Source organism: Galenea microaerophila (assembly GCF_054657255.1).
The window spans coordinates 695444-717652 of record NZ_BAAHWZ010000001.1; the positions used below are offsets into that span (position 1 = coordinate 695444).

A 22209-nucleotide genomic window follows, 5' to 3' on the forward strand; every position below is an offset into this window, starting at 1 on the left:
TCACGGCATGCTCATGCTTTAATATCACTTTCAACAAATTAAACAGTGGGTCTTAAAAACAGTTGATACCCTAAGTTATGGTTTTCATTTGTAAAAGGATAACCTAGGTTTTGTAGATACATTTCAAAATCTTCAAACTGTTCAGGCGGCACTTGTACCCCTACCAATACGCGACCAAAGGCTGCGCCGTGGTTTCGATAGTGAAACAGACTGATATTCCACTCTTCACTCATGTGGGTCAAAAACTGCAATAAAGCACCAGGGCGTTCCGGGAATTCAAAACGATAAACCAACTCATGCGCGACACCTTTTGCATGGCCTCCCACCATATGCCGAAGGTGTAATTTTGCCATCTCATTATCTGACATATCCACCACTGCATATTGATGTTGTGCAAGCATTTCCAACACTTCCGTCTTTTCTGCAGCGCCCCCTTCAGTGCGAATGCCGACAAAAACCACTGCGTTTTTAGGATCGGCAAAGCGGTAATTGAATTCTGTTATCTGCCGTCGACCTAATAGCTGACAAAACCGCTTAAAACTGCCTGGTTGCTCATCAATGGTCACCGCAAAAATGGCTTCTCGTTTTTCGCCCAACTCTGTGCGCTCAGAAATATGACGCAAGCGATCAAAATTCATATTGGCGCCACTGACAATGGCACAAAACTTTTGTGCGCCCTTTTCAGCTTGACGATCATTCAAAGCTTCTGCATATTTTTTCATCCCCGCGATCGCTACAGCTCCTGCTGGCTCAGCAATCGCACGCGTGTCTTCAAAAATATCCTTTACTGCCGCACAGATCTCATCCGTATTCACCGTAATCATCTCATCCACACATTTCTGAGCAATACGAAACGGAATTTCACCTACCTGAGCCACAGCGACGCCATCCGCAAAAATGCCCACATGATCCAAAACCACTCGCTCACCCGCTTTTAGTGCAGCGGTTAAACAGGCCGCATCCTCTGGTTCTACTCCAATCACTTTGGTTTGGGGAGAGACTTGCTTAATGACAGAAGCGATCCCGGAAATTAAACCACCGCCGCCTACCGCAACAAAAACGGCATCAAAGCCATCACTTTTTTGACGCAGCAGCTCTAGAGCAATCGTGCCTTGTCCGGCAATTACATCCAGATCATCATAAGGGTGGATAAAGGTATAGCCATTATCTTCTGCCAACTGCTTTGCATGTGCGGCCGCCTCATCATAGGTGTCGCCATACAACACCACACTCCCGCCTAATCTTTTCACATTATTCACCTTAATAGGCGGCGTGGTGCGCGGCATCACAATAATTGCTTGCAGACCCATTTTTTGACTGGCCAGCGCCACCCCCTGCGCGTGATTCCCCGCAGAGGCTGCAATGACCCCAGCAGCTTTTTGTGCCTCCGTCAAGGTGACTAATTTGCTGTAGGCGCCTCGCAGTTTAAAAGAAAAGATAGGCTGTAAATCTTCGCGCTTAAGCCACACTTGATGTTTAAGTCTCTGAGAGAGCAAAGGCGCTTGATCTAAGGGCGTCTCTTCTGCAACATCATAAACAGGCACTTTTAAAACTTGGCGTAATATCTCTTGGGGCATAAAAGCTCTCTTAAATCAAAGTGAATCATAATCTCGGTCTATTATAGTCAAATTCCCCCTCTTTCGGGCTTCAAGATAGACCATTCTTGACGAAAGCCTCTCTTCACACTGCTTCAAATCTTTCTTCACCCTTTTTTAATTAGAATAGGCCAAACTTTAATTGATTAACCCCATAAAAAAAAGGGCTTTTAAATGGCAGCTTTTAAACTGAACCCCTTGACCACACTTATCCTCTCTAGCTATTTCGTTTCGATCCCAGTCTGGGCTGAAGAGGTTACCGATGGCACGACGCTTCCAGAAGTGACCGTACAAGCTCAAGATCTAGAACAAACGCCCCCTTCTATTCAAACACAACCCTCTGAAAGCCTACTTAATCAGGGTAACACTGAAACAGGCGCACTGTTAAAACAGATAAATGGTGTCGATGCCATTCGTAAAGGCGGACATGGCTTGGATCCTGTGATTCACGGACAATCGGCCTCTCGTTTAAATGTACTGTTAGATGGCGCGAAAATCCAAGGGGGCTGTCCCAACCGCATGGATCCACCGACCTCTTATACGGAAGTGAGCAGTTATGATCAAGTCACCGTGATCCAAGGCGTCCAATCTTTACAATATGGTCCTGGCGGCAGTGGCGGAACCTTGATTTTTAAACGCACCCCTCCGGCTTATGACCCTGATCAAGCCATTCATAGCAAAATCTCTCTTCTCACCTCCTCAAATGTTATGAAATATGATGCTAACGCCGATGTTTCAGCCGTGGGGAAACAGGGGTATGTGGTATTACAAGGCAATAAAAAAGAAGCCAACAACTATAAAGATGGGAATGGTGACACCATCCGCTCCAGCTATCGCTCTACACAAGGACATATCGATCTAGGCTACCGACCTGATCACAACCGTTTATTTAAACTCTCTTTGGAACGCTCTCGTACAGAAGATGCGCTCTATCCCGGTGCCAAAATGGATGCTCCAAAAACAGAAGGCAATATGGTGCGTTTGGGGTATGAACAGAAACAAGTGGCCTCCAATATCAATCAACTCAAAGTGGAAGCCTATCGCACAACCGTTGACCATTTAATGGACAATTACAGCTTGCGCACCAATACTGGGATGAAAATGAAAACCCCGACCAGCTCAGAAACCAAAGGAGCAAGAATTCAGGCACAAAGTCAATGGCAATCCACTCAAATCACCTATGGCGTGCAACTCCAATCCATTGAAAAAGAAGCGATTATGCAAACGGCCACGGGTCAGAATAAAGCAGCGATCTGGCCCGATGTTTTGACCAGCACACAAAGCGCTTTTGCAGAAGGGCTCACCCCTCTAAGCGGCCAACTGACCCTTAAAACCGGCATCCGCTATGATGCCATTTATGCCAAAGCCAAACGTGCTAATGAATTATTTGGGAACAGTACGCCTAAGCAAAACTATCAAAACACTTATAAGTCCTACAGTGGTAAAACCCAGCAAGATGAAGCCAATTTTAACTTTTTAATTCGCCTGAATGGCAAACTGCCCATTCAGCAAGCTCAATGGTTTGCTGGCTTGAGTCAAACCTATCGAACAGCAGACGCGACAGAGCGCTTTGCAGCGAAATCCAATTGGGTGGGCAATCCAGATCTCAAACCAGAACAGCATAACCAATTTGATTTAGGCATCAAAGGCACACTTATCCAATGGGAATACCAAGCCAATCTATGGTATGACCGAGTGAATGACTATATTTTGCAAGACAATGCGAAAAATCAAGCTGACCTGACAACAAGCGCGGCTCAAACCAATGAAGCTCAAATCTATACCAATGTCGATGTCACCCTCTATGGTGCCAACGCCTCTGCGACTTATTTCTTAAATGAAGATTGGGATTTGACTGGCAAACTCAGTTTAACCAAAGGTTACAATGACACCGATCACCGTAATCTAGCCATGATGCCCCCTGTTTCAGGTCAACTGAATGCCCACTATATGCATGCAAAATGGGAAGGTGGCGCACGATTCAATTTTGCTTTAGAACAGAGTGAGGTTGACTCTAAAAATACTCAAGATCAAAAAACCCCTGCTTGGAGCACAGTAGATCTATTTGTGGCCTATCAAGTCAACCGTACCTTTAAAATTTCAACTGGGGTAGATAATTTATTTAATCACGCTTACTATAGCCATTTAAGCTATGACCCTGTGGATGGGAGCAATATCATCCATACCAATGAACCCGGTCAAAATTTTTGGCTCAAAGTTTCAGCACAATTTTAAGGAATCTTTCTATTGATGAAAAAGCAAACCTTCATTACCATCGCAGTTGTCAGCCTTTTGGCAATTGCTTTTTATCTGATATGGCAAAATCATCACGCAAACCAAAATCAGCCAGAGACGATAAAGTTGGCGGAAAAACCTAAGGGGGGGGACTTTACCCTCACCTCAGTCAATGGGCCCGTCTCTTTGCATGATTTTAAAGGCAAGCTCGTTTTGCTTTACTTTGGGTACACCTACTGTCCAGATATTTGCCCAACCAATTTAAGCAATCTATCCATCGCTTATAACCGATTGCCTAAACCGCTCCAAGAGCAGGTGCAAATTATCTTTGTTTCGGTCGATCCTGAACGTGATCCACCCAAACGTCTACAACAGTACAGTGATTTTTATCACGCCAATATTCTGGGACTCACTGGCACTCGGGCGGAAATTGACAAAGTCGCCAAACAGTATGGTGTGATTTATAAGATTCATAAGGAAGGCAATGATCCAAACTACAGTGTTGACCACTCTGCATTTACCTATGTCATCGATCCTGAAGGTCATTGGGTCACCCAACTGCCTCATGCCTCAGCCCCAGATCAGTTTATCCAAATCATCCAACAACAATTAGGAGAAAAAACGCATGATCAGTAAACAAAGCAAAATATTAGCAGCGGCTTTCTCATTCAGCTGCCTGATCCTCCCCTTTTCTGTTCAGGCCAGCAGTGATGCAGAAGAAATTGAAGTCAAAGCGCCTTTTGTCAGAGAAGCGCCTCCCATGGCGAGGGCAACAGCCGCTTTTATGACGCTGAAAAATCACAGTGATCATGACATCTACTTAACGCAGGCCAATAGCCCTGCTGCTAAAATCGTACAACTGCACACCCATATCCACGATCACGGGGTGATGAGAATGCGACAGGTTCCTAATATCAAAGTACCTGCTCATGGTGAAACGCACTTACAACCAGGCGGCTATCATATTATGCTGATTAAACCGGTAAAACCGATTAAACAAGGGGAAAAGGTCAAACTGACTTTAACCTTTAAAGATGGCAGTCACAAAACCATTACTGCCCCAGTAAAATCCATGATGGGTCGTATGATGCATCCATAAATGACCGACAATAAAAAAGCCCTGTTCTGATTCAGGGCTTTTATCATTAAAATCTAAAAATTGGATAGTGATTATTTTTCAGCGTCTTTTAAAGTGCCATAAATGACCAAACTGTGACCAGATAACTCATAACCTTTCTCTTCTGCAATCTGTCTAATCCGATCCTCAATCACGGGATCTACAAACTCTTTCACCTTGTTGGTTCTTAAACAAACCAAATGGTCATGATTATCCCCTGTATCCAATTCAAAAATGGAGACATTATTTTCAAAATTCAATCGACGAACAATACCCGCTTCCTCAAATTGAGTCAGCACTCGATAAACTGTCGCTAATCCAACCTCTTCTCCTTGCGACAACATAATATTGTAAATATCTTCCGCTGTCAGATGATGATCCTCTCCTGCATCCTCTAAAATTCTTAGAATCTTCAACCTTGGCAGAGTGACCTTAAGCCCAACTTTTTTTAACTCTTCTCCACTCATAATCAGCTTTGTCCTTTATAATAAGCACCATTATAACAATCTACAAAATGATCATCTATGAAAAGCTTACTTTTGCTTGCTGCACTCTCTACGCTCTTATCCTTAACCGGCTGTAGCTGGCTCAAACCCTATCAATCACCGATCACACAAGGCAACGTCATGCCGATCTCGGTGTTAAATGAGTTGCAACCTGGACTGACTCGAGACCAAGTAGAAGCACTGCTTGGCCCTGAAATGGGAAAGGATCTTTTTGATCCCAAACACAGTGAATATATTTTTTATACCACTCATCCTGACTTTGATAAAAAAGTTGCGCATCACATAATTGTGGACTATGACCAAGAGGGCTACCTAGTCAAATGGCGTGAGGGGGAGCCCGTCACCCTCAAAAACAGACACTTCTTGTTCTGGTAACGCTTAATTTCGACGCTTTGTTTTTGCCGCCTGTTGGCGGCGACGCGCTTTGGGATCTGCAATCAGTGGTCGATAAATCTCCACACGATCTCCCGCCTTTAAAACCGTATCCAACTTAACCGGCTTATAAAAGATCCCCACCTTCTCATAATTTAAATCGGGGATTTCCTCTAAAATCCCCGATTGCTGAATGGCTTGCTCAACCGTTGTCCCTTCAGGCACCTCCATTTCATAAAGATACTGCTTATCAGGCAACGCATAAACCACTTCCACCGGGATCTTTTTTGTTTCACTCATACATTTTCACCATACACTTGTTTGGCTCTTTGACAAAAAGCCTCTACCAGCGTTGACGCAATCTGTTCAAAAACAGCCCCTATCGCCTTACTCAGCAAGCCACTTTTCATCTCAAAAGAAATGTCCAACAACACCTTGCAGGCTTGCTCATCCAAAGCCTTAAACTCCCATTCACCCAGCAAACTTTGGAAAGGCCCTTCTATCAACTGCATCTCAATCCGTTGATTGGGCACTAAATGATTACGCGTCACAAACGTTTGCTGAATACCCGCTTTGGCAATTGTCACACTGGCCACCATAAAGCTTTCTCCCTGCTCAATCACCTTTGCGCCCCCACACCAGGGCAAAAACTCCGGATAAGCTTCCACATCATTGACTAATCGATACATCTGCTCAGCAGAATAAGGCAACAGTGCACTTCGAGAGATTTTTTTCATCCAATTTCCTTAAACACTATATAATTTGCATATTATGGCAAAGAAACCTAAAAAACAAAACAAATCCAACCTCATCGCCCAAAATAAACGGGCGCGTCACGAGTACTTTATTGAAGAGACACACGAAGCAGGTCTAGCGCTTGAAGGCTGGGAAGTGAAAAGCTTGCGTGCGGGTAAAGTACAAATTAATGAAAGCTACGTCCTAATCAAAGACAATGAAGCATGGCTGTTTGGCGCCTTAATCACCCCTTTGATTACCGCTTCCAGTCACAGCCAACACGACCCGCTGAGATTGCGTAAGCTCCTCATGCATCGGCGTGAAATCGATCGTCTGATAGGCAAAATCGAACAGCAAGGCTACACATTGATTCCTCTAGACCTCCACTGGAGTAAAGGAAAGGTCAAAGCGACCATCGGGCTCGCTAAAGGGAAAAAACTGCACGATAAACGCGCTGCTCAAAAAGAGCGTGATTGGCAAAGAGACAAACAGCGGATTATGAAACTCACACGCTAATCCCAAAAGGTCTTGAAAAATGCAGTTCTGTCACCATAAACATTCAACAACGGCATTTTCAATGCTATAATCCCCAGTCCTGCAGGGAAAAATGCAGGAAATCGTTTTAAACTTTTCCCAAACAACCGTTTGAAGCTTTGTTTTTGACATTTCAGATCACTATTGAATGATCTGTAGTCAATAACGGATACGAAAGCTTATTTCAACCCATAATGGGGCTGTACTGGTTTCGACGGGATGTACAAAGTTTAAAATGCATGCCGAGCCTGAACGATGCTCGTAAATCTTAGTTCATTTGTTATAGTTGCAAACGACGATAACTACGCTCTAGCGGCTTAATTCCCGCTAGTGCAGACTAGGCCAGTTGTCCGTGGCCCCTAGTCTGTATCGACTTACACGGAATCGTTCTCTCTGCGTGCTTGGGCAGAAGAGAACTAAACCTAACAAGCTCGCCAACCGTGATCCCTGTCAGTCGGGCAGCGGTTTGGTTAAATGAATAGACTGACTAAGCATGTAGATTTTTAAATGGAGGCATTCCGGACGGGGGTTCGACTCCCCCCAGCTCCACCACATCACTCATTAAATGATGACAAATAAAGAAAATACACATAATATTCAAAACATAGCCGGCTATCCAGCATTTAAAACGGCGATGGACTCTTCAATGATGTATATCGCACTGGGCGATTTAAATGAAGTGGAATCTAACCGCTTGCTTGAGACCTATAAAACCGTTTTACGTTTTTTTAGTACGGGTCAATTACCGAAACATGATCTGATGCTGCAAGAGGTTTATCTTTTCAGCCTTTATCCTGAACGCTTTATGGCATTGGGCATTCCTCAAGATCAACGCGAACGTGTTGTTTATGATCAAAAGATTATTAAACATTTTATTGAGAAATTTTATGAAATCGGTGTCATGGTCGCCTCTCCTGAAGAAGGTGTGATTGCGCCACTTCAGCTAAAAAGGTCTTTTTTAGCCTAAAAGAGACCTTTGCACGAGATGGTTCTACGGCTAAAAATGGCTAAAATTTTCCCTATCGTTGTTTGAAAACTTAGCAATAGCTAGCTATTACCTGCGTTTCTCGCCTAGATATGGAAAATTTTTTCTCATTTTTAGCTCGCATCCCACTCGTGCAAAGGTCTCTAAAAAAAAAAGCCCAATAGAGAACACTCTACTGGGCTTAAGTTGCTCTTAGATTGAGCAGAGGAGATTAAACCATGTCACTGATCAGTTTATTCATGCGTTTAATAAATTCCGCAGGTTTTTCCGGTAGATCCCCTTCTGCCAATTTGGCTTGGTCAAGTAAGAAATGAGCCCACTCTTTTAATTGTGACTCATCTTCCACCTTCTCAAGTTTTTTCACGACTGGATGCTCAGGATTCAACTCCAATACTTGTTTAGGCTTGGGCGCTTCTTGTCCCATCTGTGCCATAATTTTCGCCAAATGAGAAGAAATTTCTCCTTCAGCATCCACCACGCAAGCAGGCGAATCGGTGAGTCGATGGGTGATTTTGACATCCGCCACCTCTTCCCCTAATGCTTTTTTCACTTTTTCTACCAGAGCTTCACGCTCTTTTTTCTCTTCTTCAGAAACTTCTTTTTCAGCCTCTTCCTCAAACTCTTTTAAGTCGGCTGAAGTCACTGATTTTAAAGGCTTACCGTCAAATTCGGTCAGATGAGTCACCAACCATTCATCAATTCGATCGGTTAACAATAAGACTTCAATACCTTTTTTGCGGAACATTTCTAGGTGCGGGCTGCCGACTGCCGCATCATAGGAATCAGCGATAATATAGTAAATCGCTTCTTGCCCTTCCTGCATCCGGTCTACATAGTCTTCTAATGAAACCCGTTGTTCAGCAGAGTCAGTTTGAGTCGATGCAAATCGCAGGAGTTTGGCAATTTTTTCCTTATTGGCGTAATCCTCAACAATGCCTTCTTTGAGCACTTGGCCAAAAGTGTCCCAGAAAGTATTGTAGTCACTCTGATCCTCCGCTTTCGCCATCTGTGCCAACTTATCTAATACCCGTTTTACAGAGGCTTTACGGATCGTATCCACGACCTTATTGCTTTGTAAGATTTCACGCGACACATTCAATGGCAAGTCATCTGAATCGATAATGCCGCGTACAAAACGTAAATAAGAAGGCATTAGATTTTCAGCATCATCCATAATAAAGACGCGCTTAACATAGAGTTTCAAGCCATAACGACGCTCGCGATCGTACAAGTCAAACGGCGCATGGCGAGGAATATAGAGCAGTGAAGTGTACTCTAGGGTACCTTCTACTTTATTATGGATATAAGCCAAAGGTGGCTCAAAATCATGGAAAGTTGAAATATAAAAATTGTTGTAATCTTCTTCGGTTAGCTCCGATTTTGGCAAAGTCCAGATCGCTTTAGCTTCATTAATCTGCTGAAGTTCTTTCTCACCAGTGGGTTTCCCTTCTTCATCTAACTTCTCTGCATTCAAATAAATTGGGAAGCTAATGTGATCTGAATAGGTTTTAATGATATGTCGAATTCGACTCTCATCTAAGAACTCGTCCATATCTTCTTTAAGGTGCAAAGTTATTGAAGTCCCTTTTTCCGCTTTTTCAATCGTTTCGAGGGTATATTCTCCTTCTCCATTTGACACCCAGCGAGTTCCATTTTTTGGGTCATCTCCAGCCCGACGGGTTTCTAGCGTCACTTCATCCGACACAATAAAGGCAGAATAGAAGCCCACACCAAATTGCCCAATTAAGTTACTATCTTTGGCTTGATCTCCGGTTAGATTTTCTAAGAATTTTTTAGTGCCGGAGTTGGCAATGGTCCCGATATTGTTGATGACTTCATCTCGCGTCATCCCGATACCATTGTCTGTAATGGAAAGCTTGCGATTTTCTTTATCAATGTCGATTACAATCTTAAGATCTTTATCCCCTTCATAAAGGGCATCATTAGAGATGGCTTCAAAACGCAGCTTATCCAATGCATCCGATGCATTAGAAACCAATTCACGTAGAAAAATTTCCTTATTACTGTACAGTGCATGAATCATCAGCTTGAGCAACTGATTCACTTCCGTTTGAAACGCATGTGTTTCCTTTTGAGACATTGTCTATTCTCTCCCTTTCCATTGAAATTAAAAAAGTACCCTGTAAATGGGGATCGATCTTATTTTTTCAAGCCCATTTAATACAAAAGCCCGCTATAAAGCGGGCACATAACTTAAATAACAGAAGATTTCGATTATTTTTCTGCGACAGCTTCCAAGGCTTCTTTAATCTCATCGGGTGCATTGGCAATCGACATAAAACTGTTGGATCCCATCATAGACAGACTTGTCCAACTGATGGCAATGCGAAATTTTCCATTTAATGCGATCGCTTTATCTCCCACCACTAAAATTTCATAAGGTAGATGCGCCGCATGACTGTATTCGGCCACATCAATCGATTTGAGTACATTTTCATCTGCACCCTCGCCTTTAGTCATCTGTACCCCAAATACCGTCATATTGCTTTCAGGAAGATCAATTCGATAAACTTTAGACACCCCTGCTTTTTGTGCTGCCAAATGATTTTCAATGGTTCTAACCCCTTCTTCATGACTCTCATAATAGGCCAAATCATCCACATCATCAAAGTATGGCATCATAAATTTATAATGGTATTCGCGTAAAGCCTCAGCGGAAAGCGGTTGATCCGCACCAAACGCTTTTTGCTTGCCTAATGCGGTTTCCAAAGCCGTTTGAACGGGGGTAATATCCCCTTTCATGCGATAGACATTCCACCAATAAGCAGGATTGGTATAGGAAACTTGGACAGTACCCTTGCGATTGACAATGGCAATGCGCTCCATCGCACCAAAGCCACCATTTTGAGATTGTGCAGCAATATTTTTTAACACATCGTTTGTCACCACAATAATTTTCACACCTGTCATCGGCTGATAACTGCCAACCACTTCAAAACCGTTATTTTTCACTGACTGTTCAACCTTCGCTGAAGCATCCGCAACTGATTCACCTGTGGTATCCGCCAAGATAAAAGGCATATAGCCTGCTGCATACACCCATTGGCTCATCACCATTAAAACCAGAGAAATAAATATAGATTTTAAACCCTTCATGAATCCTTCCTTAATTGTTTATGAATAATAAATTAAGCATGACTATTGTCATAAAAAAAAAACTAAAAAGGAAACTCAATTATTTTTATCCATAGATTAACAAAGACTTCATATTTTGCTCACATGATGATCAGTCAGTTTCTTGTTTTAACTTCTTTTCTAATTTCTTTTCTGCTCGTCGTCGCCTAAAAAAGGCTTGCAACTGCTCACGGCATTCCGTTTCTAGCACCCCCCCGATCACGAACACCTGATGATTCAGCCGATGGTCATTTAACAAACCAAATACTGAATCCACTGCGCCAGTTTTTAAATCTGGAGCGCCATACACCAATTGTTTTACTCGAGCATGTACCATCGCGCCAGCACACATCGGACAAGGCTCCAGGGTGACATATAGGGTCACTTGTGGTTGTCGATAGTTCTGTAAATGTTGACCTGCCTCTCTTAAAGCCATCACCTCGGCATGTGCGGTGGGATCATGGGTAGAAATGGAGGCATTCCAACCAACTGATACCAAACGGTCTTTCACAACCGCCACTGCGCCAACAGGTACTTCACCCAACTGCTCACTATAATCTGCGACTTTTAAGGCTTGCTGCATCCAAAAGGTATGTTTCTGATGCTCTGGCCACTGTTCAGGACAAGCGACTTCTATATCCACCATTCTCTGAAGAGATTCGACAAGATGCGGCATAATAAACCTTTTTTATTTGATAGAGAGACCTTTGCATGAGTGGGATGCAAGCTAAAAAGCAAAACTACTGATGAATTTGCTTAGGGCTTCCTAGCGCCTTTAAGGCTTGATTGATCTGCTGTTTTAGGTAAAAGGCATAGTAATCATACGCCCCTGATAATAAGGGTTCTGCAATCTGTTCACCATCAGCATTCACAAAAATCACCACCGGCAAACTGGTCAAATTATAGAGCTGTTGAAAGGCTTTACTGGATGTAGGTTCACCATAAAAATCGATAATTTTACGATTATCATTCACCACAATTTCTCGAAAAAAAGCAAATCCATCCAGTTCTCCACTGCGCAATTCTGGTAATAAAGCCTCTTCTTTTAGCTGCTCCCCAGAACGAATCCCTTGAAAGGTAAATACAAGCACTATCGGAATGTGGGCTTTGCGCGCTTGTTCCCCAAGCTGTTGCAAATTTATAGCCAGTGGCAGATCTGCAGCAAAACTTTTCCCCATTAATAAACCTAATATCAAACTCCAAAGCAACCGTTTCATGACACATCCACTTTACAAACACAAAAAAACCTGCCGAAGCAGGTTTTTATTATGACGCATATTGCAAGCCATTAGGCAACTTTTAACTCTGATTCTGGCGTTGCTTCCAGTTTGGCAATCCGTTCTTCAATGGGCGGATGCGATGCAAAGAGCTCTCCTAAACGGCTGGGTTTGTCACTGATACCGAATGCTGCTAATTGATCAGGCAATTCACCAGGTTCCATGCTGCCTAAACGGCGCAAGGCGGCAATCATATTCTCTTTACCTGCCAAATAGGCGCCCCCCTTGTCTGCACGGAATTCACGATGGCGCGAGAACCACATGACTATAATGCTGGCGAGGATGCCAAATAGAATTTCAAAAATAAATGACGCCACGTAGTATCCAATGCCATAGCCTTCTTCATTTTTAAGAATTATTCTATCAACAAAGTGCCCTGCGATGCGCGCAAAGAAAATCACAAAAGTGTTCACCACCCCTTGTAACAGCGCCATGGTCACCATATCGCCATTGGCTATATGAGCGACTTCATGCCCTAAAACAGCGGCAATTTCATTTTTGGTCATATTGCGCAATAATCCTGTGGAAACCGCCACCATTGCATTGTTTTTATTCATTCCTGTAGCAAATGCATTTGGATCGGGCGAGTCATAAATTGCGACTTCAGGTCGACCAATGCCTGCTTTATCTGCCAAAGCATAAACCGTTTCCACTAACCACGTCTCATCTGCATTACGTGGTTCAGTGATCACTTGCGCCCCAGTGAGTTGCTTGGCCATAAATTTGGACAGCGCCAAAGAGACAAAAGAACCGGCAAAACCAAAAATCATGGCAAACATAAACAGGTTGTCATAATTTAGATCCACGCCATTGGCTTGCAAAATTGAACCTACACCGAACACGCTCATGGCAATGGAAGCCACTGCAATCACGGCGATGTTGGTTAATAAAAATAAACCGATGGTTTTTAACATTGAAATACTCCTATTTCATTTAAGTTCTTCAACAACTATAAGGATTTTTTATAAAGTTTCAACCCCTATTAATCATTCTCATTTTTTAACCAAAAAAAATCCCCTGTATTTGGGGCATTATGCATCATAGGTAAAAAATTCTGAAAGGCTCGTTTCTTAAACTTTATATTTAATCACTTGACTCACTAGAGCCTGCGCATCTTTTTTCACCTCTTCAAAACATTCAAGGGTCACACTGGCTCTCCTTGTCACATTCTCTGTTTTTTCAGCAATCTCTGCAATACGCTTTTGAACTTCATCAGAAGCATGATCTTGCGTTTGTGCTCGCTCTTTAATCACACCAATCTCTTTAACGACTTCATGCATATGGTCAATAATCTCACTCAACTTTGCTTGTAAAGCTGTTGTTTCTTTAGACATCGCCACGGCCTCTTCTGAAACACTCTCCATCTCTTTCCCGGAAGAAACGGTTTTCTCTTTTACTTTGCCAATAATCTGATAAACCTCATCCACGGTGCTATCGGTTTTCGAAGCCAATGCACGTACCTCATCCGCTACCACTGCAAATCCACGGCCATGTTCTCCTGCACGTGCGGCTTCAATGGCGGCATTGAGCGCCAAAAGATTGGTTTGTTCAGAAATATCTTTAATATTCTCTAAAACGGCATCAATGGTATTCAGTTCATCCACCAACTCTACCACCTCTTTCGCAGAGACTTCGATTTCTTTAGATAAGTTTTGTACCTTATTCGCAGTTTCGCCAATCTCTTCGACAGTGGTTTGAATAGTGGATGAAGCATTGTCCCCAATCTCTTCCCCTTTTTTCGAAGCTTGAACAACTTGATTAGAAAGCTCTTGCAAATGCGTCATCGTTTGATTGACTCGTGACACATCTTGCTCTTCATCTTTGAGCAAATTACACATTTCAATCACATTACTATAGGTATCAGAGGACCGTTTTGATAAAACTTCAGCGTTATCCCGCACCGCTTGGACAATGTTTTGCCAAGTTTGGCGCATACTCTCTAAAGACTGCATAAAATCACGCATATCTGAACTATGAATATCCTGGGTAGAGATAGAATTCCGTAAATTCCCCTGTTCTATTTGCATCACTGCTTCAGAGGCTTGACGAACAGGTTTAACGGCATCTCGGTAAATAGTTAACAAGACAATGAGATTCACCAAAATATCTATTATGACTACTACAATCACATCAATCACAACTTCTTTTGTTCTCTGAGCAACCGCTTTAAGGTAGCTTTGAGCACTTTGAACCAATACCAGCTTTAAATTTTGGACGCCTGCAATAGGATAGTTCATCGCAAGCTTATCACCAATTAAGTGAACATTATGATTATCTTCGTCTTTAAAATATGTATAGGCCAAATGCTCGGCTGTTTGATTATGCGAAGCTAACGCTAAAGGCTTCCACATCCCATTTTCTTTAACCATTAAAATACCATCTATCTCTAATTTTTTTAAATTATCTACCAGCTCACTTAGCCCTACAAAAACTTCTAAAATATAAGTTTGTCCATTTTCTTGATGCTGTTTTATAAATAGTTGCGCATGGTCAAATGGGCTAATTTGTGTCACCACGTTTTCAGAGGTTAGCGCTTGATTCAGTAATGCTTGATGATAAATCGTGCGAGGACCGGACCAAGAAGCCGCGAGTAAGTTCGTATGTTCATCATAAATCGCAAATTGTACATGTTGTATTTGAGCAACCTGTTGCACCGCTAGCTTCATTTTTTTTAACGCCAAACTCGGATCCTTATCAGGATTAGCACTCGTCAAGAATTGCAACGCTTTAGAGTTTTCTAAGGCAGCCAATAGACCTTTACCTGCTTTCTGATTTTGGGCTAACACTGTGTCCACACTTTTTATAGTTGTTTGTTGTGTCTCCTCTAACAACTCATGCTTCAAATTTTTAATGTTGTTCACATAAAAAAATCCAGCAATAAAGACAACGCCTAAAAAAGTACCTATAACAAAAATCGTCACTAGCCGTTGCAAAATGGTGAGATTTCGAAAAAATGTGAACATTGTTGCTCCTATACCTCTAAAAATGAATACCTATTAAAAATATTAAGCAACTCTGATGCCAAATATCCTTTTTTACAATCATAACCAAGCCGCCCCTCTCACACCGCTGGCATCTCCATATTTAGGTTTCACCAGTTGCGTCTCCACGGCATCCGAAAAAATCCACTGCTGCCATAGGGTGGGAACCGTTTGATAAAGCCGATCAATATTCCCCAAGCCGCCGCCTAAGACAATGACCTCTGGATCAAAAATATTAATCACACTCGCTAGCCCTTTGGCTAACCAAACACAATATTGATTTAACACCATTTCTGCCTCTTTATCCCCTTGCTCAGCCAGCTCGGCAATGGACTTAGCGGATAAGTGACGACCGGTTTGTTGAGCAAAATGTCGTTCCAGTCCACTGCCTGATAAAAAGGTCTCATTACACCCTTTTTTGCCACAATAGCAGGGCAAAGGCTTGTCGGTTTCACTCATCCAAGGTAGTGGATTATGTCCCCATTCGCCGGCTATGCTATTGACCCCATTGATAATCTGTCCATTGACCACCAAACCACCGCCACAACCAGTGCCAATAATCACTCCAAATACAGATTCTGCGCCCGCTGCCGCACCATCAGTGGCTTCAGATAGCGCAAAACAGTTCGCATCATTTGCCAGCTTAACCTCTCCTTGATAGAGGTGGGTAATCGCTTGACTCACATCCGCTTGCAAGTCTTCGCCAATCAACCAAGTGGAATTGGCATTTTTAATGCGCCCGGTTTTTTTAGACACCGCACCTGGGATACCAATCCCAACACTTTGCGGCGCCTCCGTTGCTGTCGCAGCCTGCTCAATGAGGTGGGCAATGGCGGCAACAGTTGCCGCATAATCCCCTTTAGGCGTTGCCACCCGTTTTTGAAACAGTGGCTGTGCTTTGCCCTCTGCCAAGACTATAATTTCTATTTTGGTGCCCCCTAAATCAATTCCAAACCGCATCTTATCTCCTATAGTCGATCAAAAACCGAGCCTTGTTGTGGCGTAAAAAACTTAGCATACAGTTTTGAGGCATACACATTCGTCATCCCCGCAATATAATCGCAAATCACACGTTGTTGCGCCTGTTCACTCTCTGCATGCAAATAACGGCGATAAGTATTGCGTGGCAATAACGCTTTGGGATTGGCTCTTAAGGATTTAAACAGCTCCATCACTATTAACTGTCCCTTGTATTCCATCCCTTTCACTTCCGGAATTGTAATCACCTCATCAAACACAAACTGTTTCAGCAAATTCAATACCGCTTGCTCAGCTTCTGGCAGTTGCGCTTGATAACGCAATAATGGATGTTCAAACGCTTCATTCTCTACCACTTGCACGGCTTCTACCATAATGCCCACCATTTTACTAATGGCATGTTTACGTCCTTTAGATGATTGGCTAAACAGCCGTTCGGTCATCTGTTCATCCCACAACGGATAGGTTTTAAACACTTCGCTGTTCATCACCTTCTCTTGCCACAACGCCTTATCGACCATTTTCATCGCCACCGCATCTTCTAAATCATGAATGCCATAGGCAATGTCATCTGCCAACTCCATAATGGTGGTATCCAATGCTTTATGCTGAGTCACACAGAACACACCGTCTTGACCACAACTTAACTCAGTAAAGCGCTGCTTATCTTTTTTACTAAAAGGTGATAGCACCCAATCAATAACCGCTTTTTCTTCTGTATAAAGCCCCTTAGGCGGAATCCATCGGCTCATGTCGAGCGTACGAAAATCCTGCACTTCAGGTTCAGACAGTTGCTGTAAATACCTGGGGTTTTTAGCAATAATATTTTGATAAAGCGCTGGATATTTCATCACCCCAAGTGTTGTACGGCGCGACAGATCAATCCCATTTTCCGGCGTGTATTCGCCCAATTTGGCTAAAATGCGTAAGGTTTGCGCATTGCCTTCAAAACCGCCAAAATGACGCATCATATAGTTCAAGGCCACTTCACCGCCATGACCAAAAGGCGGATGACCCAAATCGTGCGCAAGGCAAATGGCTTCTATTAAGTAAAAGGAAGGCAGCCAATCGAGATATTCTTGACCCTCTCCCACTGTAATCAGCTGTTCGACCAGCCCGGAACCAATCTGAGCCACCTCCATCGAATGGGTCAAACGGGTTCGATAAAAGTCACTCTCGAGCAGACCAAAAATCTGAGTTTTGGATTGCAGACGGCGGAATGAGGCAGAATGAATCACACGGGCGCGATCGCGTTGATAGACAATACGCGCAGGCCGAGCAGGTACGCCCTTTAAAAACTCTGAATAGCGTTGCGTCCAAATGCGTTCCTGATTTTCCACTGCCTTCCCCTTAAAATTGTTAAAATATATAGATTATTTAATGGACAAGCAGATGGCGACACACAGCTGTGGTGACGCCGCTCGCCCTTAATCAAAAAACGTTTGTACTTCATCATTTGTACTTCATTTTAGTGAAAAGGTCATAAAACACAATGAAAACGACGCAATTCCTCCTCTCTACCACCCGAGAAACCCCAGCTGATGCAGAAATTATCAGTCACCAACTGATGCTGCGCACGGGCATGATTCGCCGCCTCGCCTCTGGTCTCTATAATTGGCTCCCCTTAGGCCTGCGCGTATTGCGTAAAGTGGAAAAGATTGTGCGTGAAGAGATGGATAAATCTGCTCAAGAAGTTTTAATGCCTGTGGTACAGCCCATTGAACTCTGGGAAGAATCTGGGCGAGCAGAAGACTATGGACCTGAGCTATTGCGTTTCAAAGACCGCCATCAAAGAACATTTGTATTAGGCCCAACGCATGAAGAGATCATCACGGATTTAGTGCGTAAGGAAATTCGCAGTTATAAACAGTTACCGGTCAATTTTTATCAAATTCAAACCAAATTCCGAGATGAGATTCGTCCACGTTTTGGCGTCATGCGTTCGCGTGAATTTATTATGAAAGACGCCTACTCTTTTCATTTAGATAAAGCCTCTTTACAAGAGACCTATCAAGTGATGTTTGACACCTATAACCGCATCTTTAGCCGCTTGGGACTGGATTTCCGTCCAGTATTGGCTGACACCGGTTCCATTGGGGGGGAAGCCTCTCATGAATTTCATGTATTGGCCGAATCTGGAGAAGATGCGATTGCCTTCTCCACAGAGAGTGACTATGCCGCCAATGTGGAATTGGCTGAAGCGGTTGCACCAGCGATAGAGCGACCCGCCCCTTCTGCACCGCTTACCAAAGTGGAAACGCCGAATGTGCATACCATAGAAGAGGTGTGCGCCTTCTTTAACACCACCGCCGATCAAGTTGCTAAAACCTTATTGGTACAAGGCACGACTGAAGAAGCTCCCGTGGTGGCCCTAGTTTTACGCGGTGACCATGAACTGAATGAGTTAAAAGCTGAAAAACACCCTTTAATTGCCAGCCCACTGACTTTTGCCACTGACACCCAAATTCAAGCAACAGCAGGCTGTGATGCTGGCTCCATTGGGCCCGTTGGCTTTGAGGTTCCCGTGATTGTGGATCGCTCTGCCGCCGTCATGGCGGACTTTATCTGTGGTGCCAATGAAACCGGCTACCATTACACAGGCGCCAACTGGGAACGCGATGCACAAATTACCGAAATTTTTGATTTACGTAATGTCGTTGAAGGCGACCCCAGCCCAGATGGTCAAGGCGTGCTCAAAATTCGTCGTGGCATTGAAGTCGGCCATATCTTCCAACTGGGCAATAAATACTCTAAAGCCCTTAATGCGACCGTATTGGATGAAAACAGTCGAGCACAAATTTTAGAAATGGGCTGTTACGGCATTGGAATTACCCGCGTGGTCGCTGCGGCCATTGAACAAAATTATGATGACAAAGGGATTATCTGGCCAGATAGCATTGCCCCTTTCCAAGTCTGCATTGTTCCGATGCAGATGCACAAATCACCACGTGTCGAAGCGAAAACCCTTGAAATTTATCAACAGCTTCAAGCAGCCGGCATTGAAGTTTTACTGGATGACCGCAAAGAGCGACCAGGCGTGATGTTTAATGATATGGAATTGATCGGAATCCCACACCGCATTGTCATTGGAGAACGTGGCTTGGATAAAGGGATGATTGAGTATAAATACCGTCGCGATGAAAAGCCACAAGATATTCCAGAATCTGAATTTATGGATTTTTTAATGCAAAAATTGAAGACCCAGCCGTCATATGAGTCATAAAATCCAATGGTTTCCAGGGCACATGCACAAAGCACAAAAAGAGGTGCGTGCCCTACTGCCTCAAATAGATCTAATTATTGAGGTCTTGGATGCGCGCATTCCTTACTCCAGCGAGAACCCAATGATTGCGGAACTTCGCGGAGATAAACCGACACTCAAGATTTTCAATAAATCTGATTTGGCTGACCCTGAGCGAACCCAGCAGTGGCAACACTTTTTTCAACCGGCGCCACACATTCAAACCTTGGTTCTCAATCAACAAACCCCTGACCGACGCCAACAAGTGTTGCAGAAAATCCGGCAGATGGTTCCCCATAAAGGGGAGGCCACCAAAATCATACATGCGATGATTTTGGGCATTCCCAATGTTGGCAAATCCACCCTAATTAATGCCATTGCCGGCCGTACCATTGCCAAAACGGGCAATGAACCTGCTGTCACTAAAATGCAGCAGCGGATAAAACTTGAAGAAGGCATTTTACTGATTGATACCCCAGGCATGCTGTGGCCCAATATTGAAAACCCACAAAGTGGTTATCGACTGGCGGCAACTGGTGGCATCAAAGAGACCGCTTTTGAATTGGCGGATATCGGTTATTTCACTGCAGAATATCTATTGCACGCCTATCCTGAACGTTTACAAGATCGATTTAACTTAGAGACGCTGCCAGATACGGATACATATGATCCCCCTCTAGCCTTATTGGAACTGATGGGGCAACAGCGCGGCTGCTTAGGTAAAGGGGGGCAGGTTGATTTGGACAAAATCTCTCGCATCCTGCTCAATGAACTCCGCAGTGGACAATTAGGCCCCATGACCCTTGAAACCCCTAAGATGATGCAAGCTGAACTGATCGAAGTGGAAAAGGCGCGCCAGATCAAAGCGCAAAAAGCCGCTGAACGTGAGGCCCAAAAACACGCTAAACGCCGTCAACGCAAAAAACGCTGAGGCAAAATACCGTGACCAAACGCCAACCACTTTCTCAAATTGCCAAATTGGTCAAAGTGCCTGAAGAGAAACTGCTAAAAGAACTGGTTGAAGCTGAATTACTCTTTTGGGATGAACAGGGGCAATTACAACCCACGCCTTTAGGCCATGAACTTGAAATTGAAGTCTTGCATGCCCCTACGCGCAGAATTATCCTTTTACCTACAGACTGTTCCAATCTCATTGCTTATCTAGAAAAAAAGGGATAGAATTTAACCATAAAAATTTTGCATCTACTCTATCATGTCTCCTTCTATCGAACTCCCCATTACCTATCCCCAAATTGAGAACGCTTTTCGTGATTTTTACGCCCATATGCGCCGTTCTGCACATTTAAAGCAATTTTTTGAATCTGATGCGCAAATGGATCAGCTGATTGTACGACAAGCCCAAAACTTCTATGACAGCCTAAGCATGGATGAACAAGCTTTCAGACAAAATTATGAAAATCTGGGGCAGATGCATGCAGAAATTCACTTACCCTTTGAGAAGATGTTCGAGAGCTTAACCTTGATACGAAACCACCTATTAAAGCGATTACCTGCTGAATATCATCAAAATTTCTATCGACGAATCGCCTTAATGGCAAAGTGGCTTGCCAAAGGTTACTTCAACTTCCAAATCAAAAAAACATTCAAAGAAATAGAAATTTCAGTTAATAATATCGAAAAAACGGTACAGAAAAAACACCAATACCATACTTTAAGGCCACTTAAGTGGCTGACTGAATTACTGACACACTATAAAGACCCTGACTTTTCAGCGGACACTGTGAATAATTGCCCATTAACCCCAATTATTCAAACACTCAAGATCGATGAAGCAGAACGCAAAGAAATAGAAATTGCCCACCGTGAGCAGCATATTTTGGCAGACTGCTTTCTCTATTTCTACCGTAAACAAAAATACACATTTCTCGAATTTATCCTCTCAAAACTCAGCGCGACTTCTATGATGTTGAGCATTAAAATGTCTTATGCCGTCAGTCAAGAAATCATTGAAAAACTACAACATGATCCCTTAACAGGTCTGCTACTGCGCCACTCTTTAAATGATCAGTATGAATTAATCAAGAGTGAAGCTCATCTGCGTGGCGAAGGGTTTGGTATCTTGATTATAGACCTAGACTTTTTTAAAAAAATCAATGATACCTATGGACACCAAGCGGGAGATGAGGTTTTAAAAACTTTAGGAAAGTTGATTACTCAGCAGTGCCGAGACCATGATCGAGCCTTTCGCTATGGTGGGGAAGAGTTTATTCTATTTGTCACCCAGTTAACAGAAGAAACCTTAGCAAAAATTGCAGAACGCATTCGCCAAAAGGCAGAGCAATTAAAAATAGAGTGGAAAGGGACCGTGATCCCCATCACCTTAAGTATTGGCTGCCATTGGGTGGAACCGGATGAAATGCAGAAACCCCTTGAAAAGCTGATCGAAAAAGCGGATAAAAACCTCTATCAAGCAAAAGAAAGCGGCCGCAACCGTGTCGTGTGCACTTAGTACATGCACTGAGAAAAAGGAGACTTTTTATAAAAAGGCCTCAGTTTT

Annotated in this window: 22 protein-coding genes and 1 other RNA gene; 11 read left to right on the forward strand and 12 right to left on the reverse strand. The window is 43.3% G+C overall.

Annotation, left to right across the window (positions count from 1 at the left end; all coding sequences use genetic code 11):
* Positions 1–38 precede the first annotated feature (38 nt).
* Entirely contained in the window at positions 39–1577 is a 1539-nt protein-coding gene (gene ilvA, locus ACYQ05_RS03385; protein WP_459818333.1) for a threonine ammonia-lyase, biosynthetic, read from the reverse strand.
* 192 nt (positions 1578–1769) lie between these two features.
* On the opposite strand from ilvA, the gene ACYQ05_RS03390 reads away from it, so the two are divergent.
* Genes ACYQ05_RS03390 through ACYQ05_RS03400 form a run of 3 tightly spaced genes read left to right on the forward strand, consistent with a single transcriptional unit; the run spans position 1770 to position 4929 of the window.
* Complete coding sequence (locus ACYQ05_RS03390; protein WP_459818335.1) at positions 1770–3830, forward strand: TonB-dependent receptor domain-containing protein; 2061 nt, start codon at positions 1770–1772, stop codon at positions 3828–3830.
* Positions 3831–3845: 15 nt separating this feature from the next.
* Positions 3846–4466, forward strand: a complete 621-nt coding sequence (locus tag ACYQ05_RS03395) for an SCO family protein (RefSeq protein ID WP_459818337.1) — start codon at positions 3846–3848, stop codon at positions 4464–4466.
* A complete protein-coding gene (locus ACYQ05_RS03400) occupies positions 4456–4929 on the forward strand; it encodes a copper chaperone PCu(A)C (RefSeq protein ID WP_459818339.1) in 474 nt (157 codons plus the stop codon). Before ACYQ05_RS03395 ends, ACYQ05_RS03400 begins: the two co-directional genes overlap by 11 nt.
* Positions 4930–5000: 71 nt before the next feature.
* Here the strand turns inward: ACYQ05_RS03400 and fur are convergent, their stop codons facing one another.
* Positions 5001–5414, reverse strand: a complete 414-nt coding sequence (gene fur / locus ACYQ05_RS03405; protein ID WP_459818340.1) for a ferric iron uptake transcriptional regulator — start codon at positions 5412–5414, stop codon at positions 5001–5003.
* Between the two features lie 57 nt (positions 5415–5471).
* Between fur and ACYQ05_RS03410 the strand changes: the two genes are divergently transcribed.
* A complete protein-coding gene (locus tag ACYQ05_RS03410; RefSeq protein ID WP_459818342.1) occupies positions 5472–5828 on the forward strand; it encodes an outer membrane protein assembly factor BamE in 357 nt (118 codons plus the stop codon).
* 3 nt (positions 5829–5831) lie between these two features.
* Here ACYQ05_RS03410 and ACYQ05_RS03415 read toward each other — a convergent pair whose 3' ends face one another.
* Complete coding sequence (locus tag ACYQ05_RS03415; protein WP_459818344.1) at positions 5832–6125, reverse strand: RnfH family protein; 294 nt, start codon at positions 6123–6125, stop codon at positions 5832–5834.
* Positions 6122–6562 (reverse strand): type II toxin-antitoxin system RatA family toxin, encoded by a 441-nt coding sequence (locus tag ACYQ05_RS03420; RefSeq protein ID WP_459818346.1) that lies wholly within the window; start codon positions 6560–6562, stop codon positions 6122–6124. Before ACYQ05_RS03420 ends, ACYQ05_RS03415 begins: the two co-directional genes overlap by 4 nt.
* Before the next feature lie 34 nt (positions 6563–6596).
* On the opposite strand from ACYQ05_RS03420, the gene smpB reads away from it, so the two are divergent.
* The 3 genes from smpB to ACYQ05_RS03435 all read left to right on the forward strand — a co-directional run bounded on the left by smpB (position 6597) and on the right by ACYQ05_RS03435 (position 8061).
* Positions 6597–7076 carry an SsrA-binding protein SmpB gene (gene smpB, locus ACYQ05_RS03425; protein WP_459818348.1) on the forward strand — a complete coding sequence of 160 codons (480 nt, stop codon included), beginning with the start codon at positions 6597–6599 and terminating at the stop codon, positions 7074–7076.
* A 214-nt stretch (positions 7077–7290) separates the two neighbouring features.
* Positions 7291–7646: a transfer-messenger RNA gene (ssrA, locus tag ACYQ05_RS03430) on the forward strand.
* Positions 7647–7659: 13 nt separating this feature from the next.
* The gene (locus ACYQ05_RS03435) at positions 7660–8061 is read left to right on the forward strand and encodes a hypothetical protein (RefSeq protein ID WP_459818350.1); all 402 of its coding nucleotides are present in this window, start codon (positions 7660–7662) and stop codon (positions 8059–8061) included.
* Positions 8062–8290: 229 nt separating this feature from the next.
* On the opposite strand, the gene htpG is transcribed toward ACYQ05_RS03435, so the two are convergent.
* The 8 genes from htpG to ACYQ05_RS03475 form a co-directional block, all read right to left on the reverse strand.
* Positions 8291–10180 carry a molecular chaperone HtpG gene (gene htpG, locus ACYQ05_RS03440; protein WP_459818352.1) on the reverse strand — a complete coding sequence of 630 codons (1890 nt, stop codon included), beginning with the start codon at positions 10178–10180 and terminating at the stop codon, positions 8291–8293.
* Positions 10181–10314: 134 nt separating this feature from the next.
* Positions 10315–11196, reverse strand: a complete 882-nt coding sequence (locus ACYQ05_RS03445; protein WP_459818353.1) for a hypothetical protein — start codon at positions 11194–11196, stop codon at positions 10315–10317.
* Between the two features lie 130 nt (positions 11197–11326).
* Positions 11327–11890 carry a tRNA adenosine(34) deaminase TadA gene (gene tadA / locus ACYQ05_RS03450; RefSeq protein ID WP_459818355.1) on the reverse strand — a complete coding sequence of 188 codons (564 nt, stop codon included), beginning with the start codon at positions 11888–11890 and terminating at the stop codon, positions 11327–11329.
* Between the two features lie 64 nt (positions 11891–11954).
* Positions 11955–12431 carry a hypothetical protein gene (locus ACYQ05_RS03455; RefSeq protein WP_459818357.1) on the reverse strand — a complete coding sequence of 159 codons (477 nt, stop codon included), beginning with the start codon at positions 12429–12431 and terminating at the stop codon, positions 11955–11957.
* 71 nt (positions 12432–12502) lie between these two features.
* Complete coding sequence (htpX, locus tag ACYQ05_RS03460) at positions 12503–13405, reverse strand: protease HtpX (RefSeq protein WP_459818359.1); 903 nt, start codon at positions 13403–13405, stop codon at positions 12503–12505.
* 156 nt (positions 13406–13561) lie between these two features.
* Positions 13562–15454 (reverse strand): methyl-accepting chemotaxis protein, encoded by a 1893-nt coding sequence (locus tag ACYQ05_RS03465; RefSeq protein WP_459818360.1) that lies wholly within the window; start codon positions 15452–15454, stop codon positions 13562–13564.
* A gap of 78 nt (positions 15455–15532) precedes the next feature.
* Positions 15533–16432, reverse strand: a complete 900-nt coding sequence (locus tag ACYQ05_RS03470) for an ROK family protein (protein ID WP_459818362.1) — start codon at positions 16430–16432, stop codon at positions 15533–15535.
* A gap of 8 nt (positions 16433–16440) precedes the next feature.
* Complete coding sequence (locus tag ACYQ05_RS03475) at positions 16441–17715, reverse strand: anti-phage deoxyguanosine triphosphatase (protein ID WP_459819036.1); 1275 nt, start codon at positions 17713–17715, stop codon at positions 16441–16443.
* A 227-nt stretch (positions 17716–17942) separates the two neighbouring features.
* Here ACYQ05_RS03475 and ACYQ05_RS03480 point away from each other — a divergent pair, with 227 nt between their 5' ends.
* The 4 genes from ACYQ05_RS03480 to ACYQ05_RS03495 are packed head-to-tail and all read left to right on the forward strand — an operon-like array spanning position 17943 to position 22161.
* Positions 17943–19673: a proline--tRNA ligase gene (locus ACYQ05_RS03480; protein WP_459818364.1), complete on the forward strand. Its 1731-nt coding sequence runs from the start codon at positions 17943–17945 to the stop codon at positions 19671–19673.
* Positions 19663–20622, forward strand: a complete 960-nt coding sequence (gene ylqF / locus ACYQ05_RS03485) for a ribosome biogenesis GTPase YlqF (protein ID WP_459818365.1) — start codon at positions 19663–19665, stop codon at positions 20620–20622. Before ACYQ05_RS03480 ends, ylqF begins: the two co-directional genes overlap by 11 nt.
* 11 nt (positions 20623–20633) lie before the next feature.
* Positions 20634–20870, forward strand: coding sequence for a hypothetical protein (locus tag ACYQ05_RS03490; protein ID WP_459818367.1), 237 nt, complete (start codon positions 20634–20636; stop codon positions 20868–20870).
* A 34-nt stretch (positions 20871–20904) separates the two neighbouring features.
* Positions 20905–22161 (forward strand): GGDEF domain-containing protein, encoded by a 1257-nt coding sequence (locus tag ACYQ05_RS03495; RefSeq protein ID WP_459818369.1) that lies wholly within the window; start codon positions 20905–20907, stop codon positions 22159–22161.
* Positions 22162–22209: the final 48 nt, after the last annotated feature.

Excerpts from the sequence above, each read along its gene's own strand:
- ACYQ05_RS03415 (WP_459818344.1), bottom strand. The coding sequence starts at position 6,125 with ATGAGTGAAACAAAAAAGATCCCGGTGGAAGTGGTTTATGCGTTGCCT.
- ACYQ05_RS03465 (WP_459818360.1), bottom strand. The coding sequence starts at position 15,454 with ATGTTCACATTTTTTCGAAATCTCACCATTTTGCAACGGCTAGTGACG.
- smpB (WP_459818348.1), top strand. The coding sequence starts at position 6,597 with ATGGCAAAGAAACCTAAAAAACAAAACAAATCCAACCTCATCGCCCAA.
- ACYQ05_RS03470 (WP_459818362.1), bottom strand. The coding sequence starts at position 16,432 with ATGCGGTTTGGAATTGATTTAGGGGGCACCAAAATAGAAATTATAGTC.
- ACYQ05_RS03435 (WP_459818350.1), top strand. The coding sequence starts at position 7,660 with ATGATGACAAATAAAGAAAATACACATAATATTCAAAACATAGCCGGC.
- ACYQ05_RS03445 (WP_459818353.1), bottom strand. The coding sequence starts at position 11,196 with ATGAAGGGTTTAAAATCTATATTTATTTCTCTGGTTTTAATGGTGATG.
- ACYQ05_RS03455 (WP_459818357.1), bottom strand. The coding sequence starts at position 12,431 with ATGAAACGGTTGCTTTGGAGTTTGATATTAGGTTTATTAATGGGGAAA.
- ACYQ05_RS03390 (WP_459818335.1), top strand. The coding sequence starts at position 1,770 with ATGGCAGCTTTTAAACTGAACCCCTTGACCACACTTATCCTCTCTAGC.
- ACYQ05_RS03480 (WP_459818364.1), top strand. The coding sequence starts at position 17,943 with ATGAAAACGACGCAATTCCTCCTCTCTACCACCCGAGAAACCCCAGCT.
- ACYQ05_RS03420 (WP_459818346.1), bottom strand. The coding sequence starts at position 6,562 with ATGAAAAAAATCTCTCGAAGTGCACTGTTGCCTTATTCTGCTGAGCAG.
- ylqF (WP_459818365.1), top strand. The coding sequence starts at position 19,663 with ATGAGTCATAAAATCCAATGGTTTCCAGGGCACATGCACAAAGCACAA.
- tadA (WP_459818355.1), bottom strand. The coding sequence starts at position 11,890 with ATGCCGCATCTTGTCGAATCTCTTCAGAGAATGGTGGATATAGAAGTC.
- ACYQ05_RS03400 (WP_459818339.1), top strand. The coding sequence starts at position 4,456 with ATGATCAGTAAACAAAGCAAAATATTAGCAGCGGCTTTCTCATTCAGC.
- ACYQ05_RS03395 (WP_459818337.1), top strand. The coding sequence starts at position 3,846 with ATGAAAAAGCAAACCTTCATTACCATCGCAGTTGTCAGCCTTTTGGCA.
- ilvA (WP_459818333.1), bottom strand. The coding sequence starts at position 1,577 with ATGCCCCAAGAGATATTACGCCAAGTTTTAAAAGTGCCTGTTTATGAT.
- fur (WP_459818340.1), bottom strand. The coding sequence starts at position 5,414 with ATGAGTGGAGAAGAGTTAAAAAAAGTTGGGCTTAAGGTCACTCTGCCA.
- htpX (WP_459818359.1), bottom strand. The coding sequence starts at position 13,405 with ATGTTAAAAACCATCGGTTTATTTTTATTAACCAACATCGCCGTGATT.
- ACYQ05_RS03410 (WP_459818342.1), top strand. The coding sequence starts at position 5,472 with ATGAAAAGCTTACTTTTGCTTGCTGCACTCTCTACGCTCTTATCCTTA.
- ACYQ05_RS03495 (WP_459818369.1), top strand. The coding sequence starts at position 20,905 with ATGTCTCCTTCTATCGAACTCCCCATTACCTATCCCCAAATTGAGAAC.
- htpG (WP_459818352.1), bottom strand. The coding sequence starts at position 10,180 with ATGTCTCAAAAGGAAACACATGCGTTTCAAACGGAAGTGAATCAGTTG.